The 14,470-nt window shown below is 70.7% G+C and carries 16 protein-coding genes; 12 read left to right on the top strand and 4 right to left on the bottom strand.

Annotation, left to right across the window (positions count from 1 at the left end; translation table 11 throughout):
- Window positions 1–94: 94 nt before the first annotated feature.
- Both OG453_RS09995 and OG453_RS10000 read right to left on the bottom strand, forming a co-directional pair.
- The gene (locus OG453_RS09995; protein ID WP_266866579.1) at window positions 95–232 is read right to left on the bottom strand and encodes a hypothetical protein; all 138 of its coding nucleotides are present in this window, start codon (window positions 230–232) and stop codon (window positions 95–97) included.
- Between the two features lie 197 nt (window positions 233–429).
- Window positions 430–1,446 carry an SEC-C domain-containing protein gene (locus OG453_RS10000; RefSeq protein WP_266866581.1) on the bottom strand — a complete coding sequence of 339 codons (1,017 nt, stop codon included), beginning with the start codon at window positions 1,444–1,446 and terminating at the stop codon, window positions 430–432.
- Window positions 1,447–1,600: 154 nt separating this feature from the next.
- Between OG453_RS10000 and OG453_RS10005 the strand changes: the two genes are divergently transcribed.
- The 4 genes from OG453_RS10005 (at window position 1,601) to OG453_RS10020 (ending at window position 4,742) form a co-directional block, all read left to right on the top strand.
- Window positions 1,601–2,410 carry a class E sortase gene (locus tag OG453_RS10005; RefSeq protein WP_266866583.1) on the top strand — a complete coding sequence of 270 codons (810 nt, stop codon included), beginning with the start codon at window positions 1,601–1,603 and terminating at the stop codon, window positions 2,408–2,410.
- Window positions 2,411–2,499: 89 nt separating this feature from the next.
- The gene (locus tag OG453_RS10010) at window positions 2,500–2,820 is read left to right on the top strand and encodes a DUF6412 domain-containing protein (RefSeq protein WP_266866585.1); all 321 of its coding nucleotides are present in this window, start codon (window positions 2,500–2,502) and stop codon (window positions 2,818–2,820) included.
- 101 nt (window positions 2,821–2,921) lie between these two features.
- Window positions 2,922–3,704, top strand: a complete 783-nt coding sequence (locus OG453_RS10015) for a YidC/Oxa1 family membrane protein insertase (protein WP_266869784.1) — start codon at window positions 2,922–2,924, stop codon at window positions 3,702–3,704.
- A 180-nt stretch (window positions 3,705–3,884) separates the two neighbouring features.
- The gene (locus tag OG453_RS10020) at window positions 3,885–4,742 is read left to right on the top strand and encodes a fumarylacetoacetate hydrolase family protein (RefSeq protein ID WP_266866587.1); all 858 of its coding nucleotides are present in this window, start codon (window positions 3,885–3,887) and stop codon (window positions 4,740–4,742) included.
- A gap of 94 nt (window positions 4,743–4,836) precedes the next feature.
- On the opposite strand, the gene OG453_RS10025 is transcribed toward OG453_RS10020, so the two are convergent.
- Both OG453_RS10025 and OG453_RS10030 read right to left on the bottom strand, forming a co-directional pair.
- Window positions 4,837–5,313, bottom strand: coding sequence for a heme-degrading domain-containing protein (locus tag OG453_RS10025; protein WP_266866589.1), 477 nt, complete (start codon window positions 5,311–5,313; stop codon window positions 4,837–4,839).
- Entirely contained in the window at window positions 5,310–6,398 is a 1,089-nt protein-coding gene (locus OG453_RS10030; protein ID WP_266866590.1) for a Gfo/Idh/MocA family oxidoreductase, read from the bottom strand. The genes OG453_RS10025 and OG453_RS10030 overlap by 4 nt, the downstream gene beginning before the upstream one ends.
- A 56-nt stretch (window positions 6,399–6,454) precedes the next feature.
- Here OG453_RS10030 and OG453_RS10035 point away from each other — a divergent pair, with 56 nt between their 5' ends.
- The 8 genes from OG453_RS10035 to OG453_RS10070 all read left to right on the top strand — a co-directional run bounded on the left by OG453_RS10035 (window position 6,455) and on the right by OG453_RS10070 (window position 14,443).
- A complete protein-coding gene (locus OG453_RS10035; RefSeq protein ID WP_266866592.1) occupies window positions 6,455–7,594 on the top strand; it encodes an ROK family transcriptional regulator in 1,140 nt (379 codons plus the stop codon).
- Between the two features lie 316 nt (window positions 7,595–7,910).
- Window positions 7,911–8,738: a hypothetical protein gene (locus tag OG453_RS10040; protein WP_266866594.1), complete on the top strand. Its 828-nt coding sequence runs from the start codon at window positions 7,911–7,913 to the stop codon at window positions 8,736–8,738.
- A gap of 200 nt (window positions 8,739–8,938) precedes the next feature.
- Window positions 8,939–9,757, top strand: coding sequence for a GntR family transcriptional regulator (locus tag OG453_RS10045; protein ID WP_266866596.1), 819 nt, complete (start codon window positions 8,939–8,941; stop codon window positions 9,755–9,757).
- A gap of 138 nt (window positions 9,758–9,895) precedes the next feature.
- Entirely contained in the window at window positions 9,896–11,020 is a 1,125-nt protein-coding gene (locus tag OG453_RS10050; protein WP_266866598.1) for a TIGR03364 family FAD-dependent oxidoreductase, read from the top strand.
- 20 nt (window positions 11,021–11,040) lie between these two features.
- On the top strand, window positions 11,041–11,721 hold the full coding sequence (locus tag OG453_RS10055; protein WP_266869785.1) for a phosphonatase-like hydrolase: 681 nt from the start codon (window positions 11,041–11,043) through the stop codon (window positions 11,719–11,721).
- The gene (locus tag OG453_RS10060) at window positions 11,718–12,788 is read left to right on the top strand and encodes an ABC transporter ATP-binding protein (RefSeq protein WP_266866600.1); all 1,071 of its coding nucleotides are present in this window, start codon (window positions 11,718–11,720) and stop codon (window positions 12,786–12,788) included. Before OG453_RS10055 ends, OG453_RS10060 begins: the two co-directional genes overlap by 4 nt.
- Window positions 12,781–13,659, top strand: coding sequence for a 2-aminoethylphosphonate ABC transporter permease subunit (locus tag OG453_RS10065; protein ID WP_266866602.1), 879 nt, complete (start codon window positions 12,781–12,783; stop codon window positions 13,657–13,659). The genes OG453_RS10060 and OG453_RS10065 overlap by 8 nt, the downstream gene beginning before the upstream one ends.
- Window positions 13,646–14,443, top strand: coding sequence for an ABC transporter permease (locus OG453_RS10070; protein WP_266866604.1), 798 nt, complete (start codon window positions 13,646–13,648; stop codon window positions 14,441–14,443). The genes OG453_RS10065 and OG453_RS10070 overlap by 14 nt, the downstream gene beginning before the upstream one ends.
- Window positions 14,444–14,470: the final 27 nt, after the last annotated feature.

Genomic DNA, 14,470 nt, shown 5'->3' on the forward strand with positions numbered 1-14,470 from the left:
GTCTCCTTACCGGGCCGCGCGTGGCGCCACTACCCCGAGTACTTGCCTGGCTCGACGAAGTGGAGCCGTGAAATTCCGGAATGCGCGCTCGGCGCTATTCGGGGTGCAGGCCGACCGGGCTCACCGCTGGGGCAATACAGCCGAGATGCCGGGGGCCTTTGAGGCGGGGCGCCTGTGTGATGCCGTGGGTGGGCACGTCGCGGTGCCGGTCGGCGGAGGGCGCGTAAGGCATGGGCTGTGATGTTCCTCGGGAGCGCGGGGCCGGGTCTGCGCAAGCAGATGCAACGGCTCGGCAGTCCCCAATTTCCCCTGCGACGGTATCGCACGGGAGTTTTATCGGGGGCATGGATGCCGAAGTGCGGGACCAAGGGCTTGGCCAAAGGTCCTGAAAGGGTCCCGACGGCTGGATTTCGGCGGTCCGCCGTTCGGTTATGGCCTCCCGTGACACTCCCCATAAACCCGCCCCGACCCACACCAACACCCCTCATCCCCCCGAGGCGGCCACCCCACGGCCCGCCCCCGTGCCGCCAGCGTCGTCGCGTACTGCGGCAGCAGGGACACGTCCGTCGGCTCAGAGCCCTCCGACGCCGCGAACGCCTCGTACGACGGGACCGTTCCCGTCACGATGCCCAGGTTTGGGGTGCCGGAGGCGGCCAGTTCTCGTAGTGACGACTCTATGGTCGACAAGTGCGCCTCGTGGGACGGGTATTCCGATTCCAGCGACGGGTACGCCGTCAGGAGTTCTTCCAGTTCCGTTGACGGCCAGTGCAGGATCGCCACCGGGAACGGGCGGGACAGCGCCTCCCTGTACGAGCCCAACTCCGCCTGGATTCGGGAGATTTCCGCGCGGAGTTCCGCGGGGTCCTGTGAGCCGAGGGACCAGATGCGCTTGGGGTCGTGGAGTTCGTCCAGGGGGACGGGGGACGTCGAGATCTCGTCCGCCAGGGCGTCCCAGGAGTCGTGCTCCGCGCCCAGCAGGCGGCGTACGCGGTGGCGGCCGAAGAGCAGGGGGCGCTTCTCGTACGACGGGTCGTTGACGTCCGTCTCCGTCAGGAGCAGTTCCACCGCCTCGGTGAAAGTCTCCTGCGCCTGGGTCAGTTCGTCGTGCGATTCGAGGGACTCCGCCACGATCACCCACGGGGCCGGGTCCCGCGGAGCCGCCGCCCGGACTCCGTCGATGATCGCCCGTGCCTCCGCCTCGTGGCCGTATTCCCAGAGGTTCGAGGCCTTCAGGGCGCGGATGAGGAGCGGGGCCGAGGCCGGGCTGGCGGCCTCCGGGGACAGGAGACGGTCGTAGAGCGTCGTTGCTCGGTCGCGTTCGCCGGCCAGCTCCAGGTGGGCCGCGGCCTGGAGCAGGAGCTGCTCGGCGTCCTCGGGGTACAGGCCGGCCGTGCGCTCAAGGCGCTCGGCTTCGGCGATGTGGTCGGCAGGCGTGTCGGGGCGCATACGGGACACCGTACTGCCGAGGGGGTGGATTGCAGGAGGGTTGCCGTGGCGATCGGCGTCGGCTCGTGGGCATGGCTCGTGGGCATGGCTTGTGGGCATGGCTTGTTCGGCGTGTTGGGTTTATCTTGCGGGCGGTCTTGGGAGGAGGGTGCGCGTGCGGGTTCCTGTTGTTGTGCAGGGGCGGCGGAGGACCTCCTCCGTCCGCGCGCTGTGGAACCTTGCCGAAGTCGCCGTCACCCTCGGCGTCGTACTCCTTCTTCTCGTCGCCCATCAGCTGTGGTGGACCAACCGGCAGGCCCGGGAGGGCGCCGAGCGCCAGGTCCACGCCCTTGAGGAGGAGTGGGGGCGCGATTCTCAAAACTCCCGTGACTCCCGTGACTCCCGCGACTCCGCCGTGGAGCAGCCGGCTCCCTCCGGCGGCGCGGAGGATGCGCCCGCCTCCGACCCGGACGACGCCGATCCGCCCTCGCCCCGCCGGCAGCAGCAGGCCGCCCAGGCCCCCACCCCCCGCTGGGATCAGGCCTACGCCGTCCTCCGCATCCCCCGGATCGGGATCCGGGTCCCCGTCGCGGAAGGGGTCAGCAAGAGCGGCGTACTCAACAAGGGGTACGTCGGGCACTACGGGCGCACCGCCCAGCCCGGCCAGGGCGGGAACTTCGCCCTTGCGGGGCATCGGAACACCCACGGTGAGCCGTTCCGGCGGATCGATCGGCTGAGGGGTGGGGATGAACTGGTCGTCGAGACCAAGGGGGCCGTTTACACGTACGTCGTCGACAAGACCCTCGCCCAGACCTCCGCCGGTGACAGCGGCGTCATCGCTCCCGTGCCCCGCAGTCGCCTCAAGCCCGGCCACGGGTACAGCTCGCCCGGGTACTACATCACCCTCACCACCTGCACTCCGGAGTACACCTCCAAGTACCGGCTCATCGTGTGGGGGAAGCTGCAGTCCATGCGCCCCAGGTGACCTCCCTGGTATAACGGCTGTACGCGATATGTCGTATCGGCGAGCGAGCGAGCGAGTAGCTGGCGAGTAGCTGGAGAGGGGGGACCGCAGTGCAGGACGTACTCCGTAAGTGGAAGGGCGCCCTTCGGCCCACCGGGCTGCTGCTCTTCCTTCTCGTCGAAGTCGTACTCCTCGATGCCGGCAGCCTCAGCGCCGCCGTCGCCCTCGCCGCCACCGCCGCCGCAGGGTCCGCGCTCGCCCTCTGCTCCCTGATCGCCGCGCGCTGCGCGCCCGCCGTGCCCCCGACCCGGGTGCGTACGGCCATCCGCGACCGCGAGCAGCGCACCGCGTTCCTGCCCCAGCGCGACCCCGACGCCGCCGGGCGCAGGCGGCCCCGAGCACCGGGACGTCTCGTCCCGACGGCCGCGTAGGGCGCACACAGCCACCACTGAGCAGTGCCCGTCCCCACGTGGGTCGTCACGCCGAAACGTACTTCTTCCTCGGCACGACGAGACCCCCGGAGGGTTCCTCCATGTCCGCCTTTATGTCCCTCTTCGCCGACCTGGTCGGCTCCATCGCCGATCTGCTGCAGCCGGTCTTCCACGGCTCCGCGATGGCCGCCGCCATCGTGCTTTTCACCGCGTGTGTACGTCTCCTCGTCCACCCCTTGTCGCGGGCCTCGGCCCGCGGCCAGAAGGCGCGCGCCAAGCTGTCGCCGCAGATCGCGGAGTTGCGCAAGAAGCACGCCAAGAACCCCGAGAAGCTGCAGAAGGCGGTCCTTGAGCTGCACCGGAAGGAGAAGGTCTCCCCGCTCTCCGGGTGCCTGCCCAGCCTCTTCCAGCTTCCGGCGTTCTTTCTGCTCTACCACCTGTTCTCCAGCACGAGCATCGGCGGCGAGGCCAACGCCCTGCTCGATCACAAGCTCTTCGCCGCGCCCCTCGGCGGGCGCTGGGCCGACGCTCTCGGCGACGGCGGGGTCTTCGGGGCGCAGGGGCTCGTCTATCTCGGGCTCTTCGCGATCGTCGCGGCCGTCGCCACCTTCAATTTCCTGCGTACGAAGAAGCAGATGGCGGCGAGCGCCGCGACCACGCCCGCCGGTGACGCGGGGCAGCAGATGCCCGGCATGGGGGCGATGGCCGCGATGACCAAGGTCATGCCCCTCATGTCCTTCATGACGCTGTTCACCGTCGCCTTCGTGCCGCTGGCCGCCGCGCTGTACGTCGTCACCAGCACCACCTGGAGCGCGGTCGAGCGGGCCGTGCTCTACCGCGACATGCCGTACGGGGCCGGGGCGCTGGCTGCTACTGCCGGGTAACGGTCCGGTCTGTGAACAGGGTCTTGCAGGATGGACGGTGACCTTGGAGGATCGGCCAAACCTCCGATGGCCGCAACCCTTCCCCAAGCTCTCAACTTCGTTCGAGCAGGGGAGACCCCATTCCGGGCCACGCGGACAGCCAGGGAGTACTGGGCGCGCTCGACCAAAGGGAGATTGACCATGAAGCTGCTCCGAGTCGGTACGGCGGGGTCCGAGCGCCCGGCGCTGCTCGATGCCGAAGGCACCCTGCGGGACCTGTCAGGGACCGTCACGGACATCGACGGCGCGCTGCTCGCCGACACCGCCGCCCTGGACCGGATCCGGGCCGCCGCCGAGTCGGGCGAGCTGCCCGCGCTCGACGCCGCGGGGCTGCGGGTCGGGCCGCCGGTGGGCCGGATCGGCAAGGTCGTGTGCATCGGGCTGAACTATCACGATCATGCGGCCGAGACCGGGGCCGCGACGCCCGCCGAGCCCGTCGTCTTCTTCAAGGCCGCGGACACGGTCGTCGGGCCTGACGACACCGTCCTGGTGCCGCGCAAGTCGGTCAAGACCGACTGGGAGGTCGAGCTCGCGGTCGTCATCGGGCGCACCGCGCGCTACCTGGACTCCGACGAGGAGGCGCTCGCGCACGTCGCCGGGTACGCGGTGGCGCACGACGTGTCGGAGCGCGAGTTCCAGATCGAGCGCGGCGGCACCTGGGACAAGGGCAAGAACTGCGAGACGTTCAACCCGCTGGGCCCGTGGCTCGTGACGGCCGACGAGGTCGCCGACCCGCAGAACCTGTCCCTGAAGCTCTGGGTCAACGGCGAGCTGAAGCAGGACGGCTCCACGTCGCAGCAGATCTTCCCGGTCGCTGAAGTGGTGCGCTACGTAAGCCAGTTCATGACCCTGTACCCGGGGGATGTCATCAACACGGGTACGCCGGCGGGTGTCGCCATGGGGCAGCCGGAGCCCAAGCCTTATCTGCGGGCCGGGGATGTTGTTGAGCTTGAGATTGAGGGGCTGGGGCGGCAGCGGCAGGAGCTGAAGGGGGCGTAGCCCTCCATCTGCGGGTGCGTCGTGGCTTGTCGCGCAGTTCCCCGCGCCCCTGGGGGGGGGCGCCCCTTCGGGGCAGCCCCCCCCAGGGGGGCGCTTACGCGAACCGCTCCAGAGCCTCCACCACCATCGCGTGATCCTCGATCTGCGGCAGCCCCGACACCACCACCGCGCCGATGACCCCCGCGCCCCTCACCGCGATCGGGAACGCGCCGCCGTGCGCCGCGTACGCGTCCGGGTCCAGGCGTGAGGACTCCTCGAACGTCGTGCCCTTGGCGCGGAAACGGGTGCCGACCAGGAGGGACGAGCAGCCGTAGCGTTCGACGACGCGGCGCTTGCGGGCGATCCAGGCGTCGTTGTCCGGGGTCGAACCCGGCAGGGCCGCGTGGAAGAGCTGCTGGCCGCCGCGGGTGATGTCGATCGCCACCGGGGCCCCGCGCTCGCGGGCCAGGTCGACCAGGAGGCTGCCGAGCGCCCAGGCGTCGTCGTACGTGAACTGGGGGAGGACCAGGCGGAGTTCCTGGGACTCCAGCTCGTCCACCGTCGGTGCGGCGGGTGTGGCAGGCGTCGTCATACGATCACCGTCACGCTGTCGCGCGCCGAGCGGCGGGCCGCCTCCAGGACGTCGAGGGCCGCGGCCGCCTCGTACGCGGAGACCGGGTTCGTGCCGGTGCCGCGGAGTGCGGCGGCCACGGCGGCGTAGTACGCGGGGTAGTCGCCCGGCAGCGTCCGGACCGGGGTGCCGCCGCCGGTCAGCGGGGACTCGCCGGAGCCGACGCGGCCCCACAGCGACTCGGGCTCGACGCCCCAGTTGCCCCCGCCCTCGGGGGTCGGGCGCTCGCCCTCGCGCAGGGCTGCCTCCTGTGGGTCGAGGCCGTACTTGACGTAGCCCGCTTTCGATCCCAACGCACGGAAACGCGGGCCGAGTTGGGCGGTCGTTGCGCTCACGTACAGATGCGAGCGGACGCCGCTCGCGTGCGTGATCGCGATGAACGTGTCGTCGTCGGCCGCCGCGCCGGGGCGGCGGATGTCGGACTCGGCGTATACGGACATCGCCGGGCCGAAGAGGACCAGGGCCTGGTCGACCACGTGGGACCCGAGGTCGTAGAGCAGACCTCCGATCTCTTCGGGGTCACCGGACTCGCGCCAGCCGCCCTTGGGCTGCGGACGCCAGCGCTCGAAGCGGGACTCGAAGCGCCATACGTCGCCGAGCTCGCCGTCGGCCACGAGCTTCTGGAGCGTACGGAAGTCGTTGTCCCAGCGGCGGTTCTGGAAGACGGACAGGAGAAGGCCGCGGTCGTCGGCGAGGGCGGCGAGCTCGCGCGCCTCGGCGGCGGTGCCGGCGATCGGCTTGTCGACGACCACGGGGAGGCCGGCCTTGAGGGCGGCGTGCGCGAGCGCGACGTGCGTCTTGTTCGGGGACGCGATCACGACCAGGTCGAGCTCGTCCGCGCGGTCCCACAGCTCGTCGGCCGTCGCGGCGAACCGCAGCTCGTCGCCGAACTCGGCGCGGGCCTGTGCCTGGCGCTCGGGGTTCGACGTGACGACCGTGTCGAGGGCCAGGCCCTCGGTGGCGGCGATCAGCGGGGCGTGGAAGACGGAGCCCGCGAGGCCGTATCCGATGAGGGCCACGCGCAGAGGGGAGCCTGTACCAGTCATGCGTTCCACTTAAGCAACGCTGTTGCCAAAGCGCAAGCGCGGGCGACAATGGGGGTGTGAACAGGACTGATGGTGCGAGGGCGGTCGGCGGCGGCGGTGGCGGCGCCAGGGCGAGCGGCGCAGGGGTGAACCTGCTTGCGCTGCGCGGGCACAACGCCGCCCTCGTGCTGGACCTGCTGCGCACGGCGGACGCGGACGGCATAAGCCGCCTGGAGATCGCCGAGCGCACGGGGCTCACCCCGCAGGCCGTCAGCAAGATCACCGCACGGCTGCGTACGGAGGGACTCGCGGCGGAGGCGGGCCGCCGCGCGTCGACCGGGGGCAAACCGCGGACGCTTCTGCGCCTCGTCCCCGAGGCCGGTCACGCGGTCGGCCTTCACCTGGACCGCGACGAACTGACCGCGGTCCTCGCGGACCTGACGGGGCGGGTGGTCGCGGAACGGCGGGCTCCGCTGGACTTCGGGGCGGGCGCGGACGCGGTGGTCGACGCGGCGGTGGATGTGGTGCGGGAACTGGTCCGTCTCCCGGGGGATCCGGGGCGGCTGCTCGGCGTCGGCATCGCGCTGCCGGGGCCGCTTGACCACACGGACGGCGTGCTGCACCGGGTGACCGGGTTCCCCGCGTGGGACGGGTTTCCGCTGCGGGAAGCGTTCGCCGCGCGGCTTGGGCTGCCGGTCGTCGTCGACAAGGACACGAACGCGGCCGCGCTCGGCCTGGCCCTCGGCGGTGTGGCGGAGTCCTTCGCGTATCTGCACCTGGGTACGGGACTCGGCGCGGGTCTCGTCCTCTCCGGCGGCCTCTACCGCGGCGCGCGGACCGGCGCCGGCGAATTCGGCCACCAGGTGATCCAGCTGGACGGCCCGCGGTGCGGCTGCGGCGACCGCGGCTGCATCGAGGCACTGTGCCTCGCGGCGGTGGCCCGCGGCGACACCGCGGAGGCGGCCCGCGCGCTTGGCGTGGGCGCGGCGAACCTGGTGAGCCTGCTGGACATCGACCGCGTGCTGCTGGGTGGGCGGGCAGTCTTCGCGGCCGCGGAGTCCTTCGTACGCGGAGTGGGCGAGGTCGTCTCCGAGCGTGTGCGGCGGGGCGGCGGCGATACGGAGGTGCCGGTGGCGGTGGCTTCGGGTGGGGATCGCGGGGTGGCGGAGGGGGCGGCACAGTTGGTGCTTGCGCCGGTGTTCGGGCGGGGCGGGTAGCTGCGCCTTGCTTGAGCGGGGGCTTTGCTGAACCGGGGGATCACCGGCTTCGCCGAGTTCGTCCTCAAGCGCCGGACGGGCTGGGCCTCGGTCCGTGCTTGTCTGTCGGTGCATCGTGGCTTGTCGCGCAGTTCCCCGCGCCCCTGCGGGGCGCCAATCGCACTTGACCGAAAATCCGCTGAATCAGGGGAGTTGGCGCCGCCACTCGGGCGCATGGGGCTGTGGCGGGGGCGGAGGTGGCCGGGCCCGCGTGGCAGGGTTTCGGCCCATGGCCAGTGGCTTCCGCCCGCCCGATCCGTGCTCAGCAAAGGCCCCTATGCGACTCCGCCGCCACCTCGCCTCCGGCGTCACCGCAGCCGCTGCCGCCGCGTTGGTGGCGGGGGCGGCAGCCGGCGTGGAGGCGGCGGGGAGACCGCAGGGCCAGGTTCCGCGGCCGACGTGCGCCTCCGCCGTCCACGGGGAATTCCCCATCGATACGCAGATCGGGGGTGGCCCCGGCGCCTATGAATCCGGCGGCGGCTTCCGCGGCTTGACCGTCGAACTGGCCAACACCACGCGCGGCACCTGCGGGAACATCCACCCCGTAGTCGTCATCGTCGACCAGGAGCGTCAGCTGCGGCCCCGGCAGATTCAGCTGGAGTTCCACGACGGCGCACGGTGGCGGCCGGTGCGGTTCGAGCGGACCGACCGGGACGAGAACGTCGGCGTCTTCGGTGCCGGAGGCAAGGGCGGCTTCGCCGGGTTCACGGTCGGCGCGGGGAAGCGACTCGGCGTCAAGGTGCGGCTGTCCTTCACCTCCGACGCGCGCTCCGAGCGTGCCGTGGCCTCCGCCGCGATTGTTCAGCGGCGGGACGATGACGGTGACTGGGTGGGGGAGTCGCGGGACTACGCGTTCGCCATCCGCGAGGAGGAGGCCGGTGACGGGGGTCGGGACGAGGGCGGCGGCGACACCACCGCGGGTGCTGATGGCGGTGGTCGTGAGGGCGAGGCGTCTGCCGGTGACGGGTTCTCGTACGCGGATGAGCTTGCCGCCACCGGGCCGGGCACGCTGCTCCGTGTCGGTGCCATTGCCGCGGCGCTGTTCGCCTGCGGCTGGGGCTTGATGGTGGGGACGCGGCGGATCCTCGCGGGCAGGAGGCGTTGATCGTAGCCCCGCGGCGGTGCGCTCCGCGGGTAGGCCGGTGTGGAATCTGCGGGTCGTCCGTGGCTTGTCGCGCAGTTCCCCGCGCCCCTTACGGGGCCGGTCGGCGCCCCGCGTCCCTTACGGGGCCCGGTCGACGCCCCGCGAGGGCCCCGCACCCGCCGTTCACCCCCCAGTTCACCGACGTCTGCGAACATCCCTCCGTGAACAACCCGAACTCCCCGCACCCGCCCGCCCACCTGCTCGATCAGGCCCCCGGAGCGCCCATCCGCTCCGGTATCCCCGAGCATGGACGCATCCCGAAGTACTACGCCGTCAAGGCCAGGATCGCCGCCCTGATAGAGGAGTTGGGGGACGGGCAGACGCTGCCGACCGAGCGGGATCTGGCCGTGCGGTACGAAGTCGCCCGGGAGACCGTGCGCCAGGCGCTGCGTGAGCTGCTGCTCGAAGGGCGGCTGCGCAGGCAAGGGAGGGGCACCGTCGTCGCCGGGCCCAAGCTGGAGCAGCCGCTCTCCCTCGCCAGCTATACCGAAGGGGTGCGCAGGCAGGGGCGTACACCTGGGCGAAATCTCATCTCACTCGACCGTTTCCCCGCCCCCGGGCCCCTCGCCGCAGAGATCGGGGTGAAGCAGGGGGAGCCCGTCTGGCACATGGAGCGTGTGCTGCTCGCCGATGACGAGCGGGTGGGGCTCGAGAGTACGTATGTGTCCGTGGCCCGCGTTCCCGACATCGACCGTGACTTCGAGCCCGACTCCTCCTTCTACGCCTATCTGCGCGACCGGCTCGGCATCTCCTTCGGGGACGCCGACGAGCGCATCGAGACGGTGCTTGCCACGCCTCGCGAGGCGCTGCTCATCGGTACGCCGCCCGCGCTCCCGATGCTGCTGATCCACCGCGTGTCACGGGACACCTCGGGCCATCCGCTGGAGCGGGTGCGCACGCTCTACCGGGGCGACCGCTTCTCCTTCACCACCCACCTGGGCGGCCGCGGCGACAGCGACAGCGACAGCGACAACGGCTGAAGCTCCCCTCCCCGAACCGCGATCGATCCACGACGATAACGAGAACGTAACGGGTCTAGGCCAACCTTGGGTGGCCGTTCACCGTCCCGTTGCCGTCCAGCCCCGTGCGGGTCACTCGTCCCCAGGAGCGTTGCCGTCGTGAGAGTCATCGTCGTAGGAGCCGGCGTGGTGGGAACCATGCACGCCTGGCACGCAGTGGAACGCGGCCACGAGGTCGTACAGATCGAGCGAGAGACCGAGGCCCGAGGAGCCTCGCTGCGCAACTTCGGCCAGATATGGGTGAGCGGCCGCGCCGGCGGCGAGGAGCTCGAAACGGCGCTGCGGGCGCGTGAGTTGTGGCAGGGCATCGGCGAGCGTGTGCCGGGCCTCGGCTTCCGGGCCAACGGCTCCCTCACCCTCGTACGCAATGAACGCGAGCACGCCGTCGCCGAGGCCGCGCTCACCCGCCCCGACGCGGCTGAGCGCGGCTACAAGCTGCTGACCGCCGACGAGGCCCGCGACCTCAACCCCGCCCTGCGCGGCGAGTTCAGTTCCGCCCTGTGGTGCGAGCGGGACGCCGCCGTGGAGCCGCGCACGGCTCAACTCCGGCTGCGGGAGGCCCTGTTGGCGAACCCGCGTTACACCTTCCTGCCGGGGCGCGAGGTCCGCGAAGTCGTCGGTGAGAGCGCGGTGCGGGACGACCACGGTGACGTACACACCGGTGATGTCGTCGTGCTCGCCACCGGCGCCTGGCTCGGCGGGCTCGTGCGCGAGCTGGCGGGACCGGATCTGCCCGTGCGGCGCGTGCGGCTGCAGATGATGCAGACGGAGCCACTCGGCGAGGCGCTCACCACCTCCGTCGCCGACGCGGACAGCTTCCGTTACTACCCGGCGTACAAGTCGGACGCCCTCGACGCGCTCAACGCCGGGCAGGCGCAGACGCCGACCGCCGCCGCGCACAAGATGCAGCTGCTCATGGTGCAGCGCGCGGACGGCGGCCTGACCATCGGCGACACCCACGAGTACGAGCACCCCTTCGCCTTCGACACCCTCGAAGACCCCTACGACCACCTCACCGAGGTCGTCGAGGGCTTCCTCGGGCGGCCGCTGCCGAAGATCAAGCGGCGCTGGGCCGGGGTGTACGCGCAGTGCGTCGACACGAGCCGCGTCGTCCACCGCCAGCAGGTGCGCGACGGCGTGTGGCTGGTCACCGGGCCCGGCGGGCGCGGCATGACCTGCTCGCCCGCGATCGCCGAGAAGACCGCCGACGAGCTGGGATGGTGAGTGAATTGACCGCGAAGAGCATGGGTCTGGTCGTGCTCGACATGGCCGGGACCACCGTCGCCGACGGAGGCCTGGTCGAGCAGGCTTTCGCCGTCGCCGCGCAGGAGCTCGGCGTACAGCCGGGATCGGCCGACCACACCGCGAAGCTCGACTATGTGCGCGCCACCATGGGCGAGTCCAAGATCTCCGTCTTCCGGCACCTGTTCGGTGCGGAAGCCCTCGCCCAGCGTGCCAACGTGGCCTTCGAGAAGGCGTACGGGGAGCTGGTGGACGGCGGGCGCATCGCGCCGATCGCCGGGGCCAGGGAAGCCATCGAGGAGCTGAAAGGGGAGGGGCGGACCGTCGTCCTGACCACCGGCTTCGCCCGCGTCACCCAGGACGCCATCCTGGATGCGCTCGGGTGGCGGGACCTGGTCGAGCTGACCCTGTGCCCGGCCGACGCGGGCGGTCGCGGGCGGCCCTGTCCGGACATGGTCCTGAGCGCGTTCCTGCGGACGGGGGTGGTGGACGGCGTCCGGCAGATCGCCGTCGCGGGCGACACGGCGTACGACATGATGAGCGGCGTCCACGCGGGGGCCTCGGTCGTCGCGGGCGTGCTCACCGGGGCGCACGACGACGCGGCGCTGCGTGCGGCCGGCGCCACACACATACTCGGTTCCGTCGCCGAACTCCCCGCGATACTCAGGGGTGTTGACGCATGAGTGACGGCACCCCCGCACGCAGCGGTATCCGCTTCGATCATGTCTCGGTCGCCTATGGCAAGAACACCGTCCTCGACTCGCTCGACCTGACCGTCGAGCCCGGCGAGGTCATGGCCCTGCTCGGGCCTTCGGGATCCGGCAAGACGACCGCGCTGCGGGCCGTGGCCGGGTTCGTGAAGCCCGTGTCGGGGCGGGTGTTCATCGGCGAGCGCGATGTCACCGGTCTTCCGCCGCATCAGCGGGGGATCGGAATGGTCGTCCAGCAGTACGCGCTCTTTCCGCACATGCGGGTCGAGGACAATGTCGCCTTCGGCATGAAGGCGCAGAAGGTGGCCAAGTCCGAGATTCCCGGGCGGGTCGCCGAGGCGCTGGAAATGACGGGCATGGGGGCGTACGCGAAGCGGTTTCCGCGCGAGCTGTCCGGAGGGCAGCAGCAGCGGGTCGCCATCGCGCGGGCGTTGGCCATTCGGCCGGGGGTGCTGTTGCTCGACGAGCCGCTTTCCGCGCTTGACGCGCAGTTGCGGTCGGGGATGCTGGCGGAACTCGCCCGGTTGCACCGGGAGTTGCCCGACGTCTCGATTCTGTACGTCACCCATGACCAGGTGGAGGCCTTGACGCTGGCCGACCGGATTGCCGTCATGGACCGGGCGCGGCTGCAGGATTGCGGGACTCCGCAGGAGCTTTACCGGGCGCCGCGGAGTGAGTTCACGGCGTCCTTTGTGGGGAATGCGAATCTGCTGCCGGTGCGGGTTGCCGACGGAGGTGTCTCCTTCGAAGGGGCGTCGCTGAAGGTGGACACCGGGGAGGCGGTGGCGGGGGCGACCGCCACGCTGTGCGTGCGGCCGCATCTGGTCGGGCTGGGGGATGGGCCCAACGCCCTTACGGGCAGTGTGGCCGAGGTGCAGTGGCGGGGGGCCACGCATCGGTTGTACGTGGATGTGGGCGGGCAGCGGGTCAAGGCGGACCTTCGGGAGCTGCGGAATCCGCCGGGGATCGGTGACTCCGTCACGCTGCACTTCGCTTCGGAGGATGCGGTGCTGTTGGGCGCGGGGGTGACCGATGGCTAGCACCACGCTGACCGCTCCCGCGCGGAAGGAGCGGAAGGAGGAGCCGCCCCTGAAGATACCGAGGTGGGTGTGGGCCCTGCCCCCCGTCGCGCTGCTCGGGGTCTTCTTTCTCTACCCCATCGCCCTCGTCGTCCAGCAGTCCGTGCAGCCCGATACCGGGGGGACCTCGGTTCAGCCGTACTCCGATGTGTTCGCATCGGAGGCGTTTCGGGAAGCGCTCGGGACCACCGTGTGGCTGGCCGTGGGGTCGACCGTGGGGTGTCTGGTGCTCGGGTTCGCGCTCGCGCTCGTCATTGCCTTTGTGCCGTTCCCGGGAGGAAAGGCCGTCGCGAAGTTCATCGACGTCTTCCTCTCCTTTCCGTCCTTCCTCATCACCCTCGCCCTGCTGTTCATCTACGGCACCAAGGGCATGGCCAACGGGATATGGACGGATGCGACGGGGGCTGCAGACGGGCCGTTCCAGTTCCTCACCACGCCCTGGGGTGTTCTCCTCGCCGAGATCACCTACTTCACGCCCTTCGTGATGCGCCCGCTGCTCGCCGCGTTCTCGCAGATCGACACCGCGCAGATCGAGGTCGCGTCCAGCCTGGGCGCCAAGCCCGCCCGTATCGTCCGGCGGGTCATCCTGCCCGAGGCGCTGCCCGCCCTCGCCGCCGGCGGCAGCCTCGTACTCGTCATGTGTCTGAACGAGTTCGGGATCGTCCTCTTCACCGGGGCGAAGGGTGTGACGACCCTGCCGATGCTCGTCTACAGCAAGGCCATTCTCGAATCCGACTATCCGGCGGCCTGTGTCGTCGCCGTGGTCAACATCGCGATCTCCGTGGGTCTTTACAGCCTCTACCGGGTGGTGAGCCGTCGTGTTGGTGCATAGCCGCAAGGGGAAATGGGCCACCTGGGTTCTTTTCTTCGTCTTCTTTCTTCCGCTCTTCGCGTTGCCGTTGCTGGTCATCCTCGCCGCGTCGTTCTCCTCGCACTGGTCGGGGGCCTTTCCCTCAGGGTTCACCGCCGAGCACTACTCCTCCGCCACCCGCGGGGAATCCCTCGAGGCGCTCACCACCAGCCTGGTCACCGCCGTCGGCGCGAGCCTGCTCGCGCTGACCGTCGGGGCCTGGGCCGCGCTCGCCGCCGCCTCGCTGAAGAAGGGCGGCAAGAGGGTGCTCGACACGCTCTTCGTGCTGCCCGTCGCCGTGCCGTCCGTCGTCGTCGGCCTCGCGATCCTCGTCGCGTTCAGCAAGCCGCCGATGATCCTCAACGGCACACGCTGGATCGTGATCCTCGCGCACACGATTCTTGTCACGGCGTTCGCCTACCAGTCGGTTGCGGCTGCCATCGTGCGTCTCGACCCGGCGTACGAACAGGCCGCCGCATCGCTCGGTGCCCGGCCCTCGTACGTCCTGTGGAAGGTGAAGCTGCCCCTCCTGCTGCCGTCCCTGAACGCGGCCGCCGGGCTCTGCTTCGCGCTCTCCATGGGCGAGTTGAGCGCCACGATGATGCTCTACCCGCCGGACTGGATGCCGCTCCCCGTGCAGATCTACGCGGCCACCGACCGCGGCTCCCTCTTCACCGGAGCGGCCGTCGCGGTGGTCCTGATGGCGGCGACGCTGCTCGTGCTCTTCGCCGTCTCGCGCATCCGCACCCGCGCCTCCTATCGCTGAACCGTCCGTCCCCGAACTGTCCGTCCC

It is taken from the genome of Streptomyces sp. NBC_01381, from assembly GCF_026340305.1.
Taxonomy (GTDB): domain Bacteria; phylum Actinomycetota; class Actinomycetes; order Streptomycetales; family Streptomycetaceae; genus Streptomyces.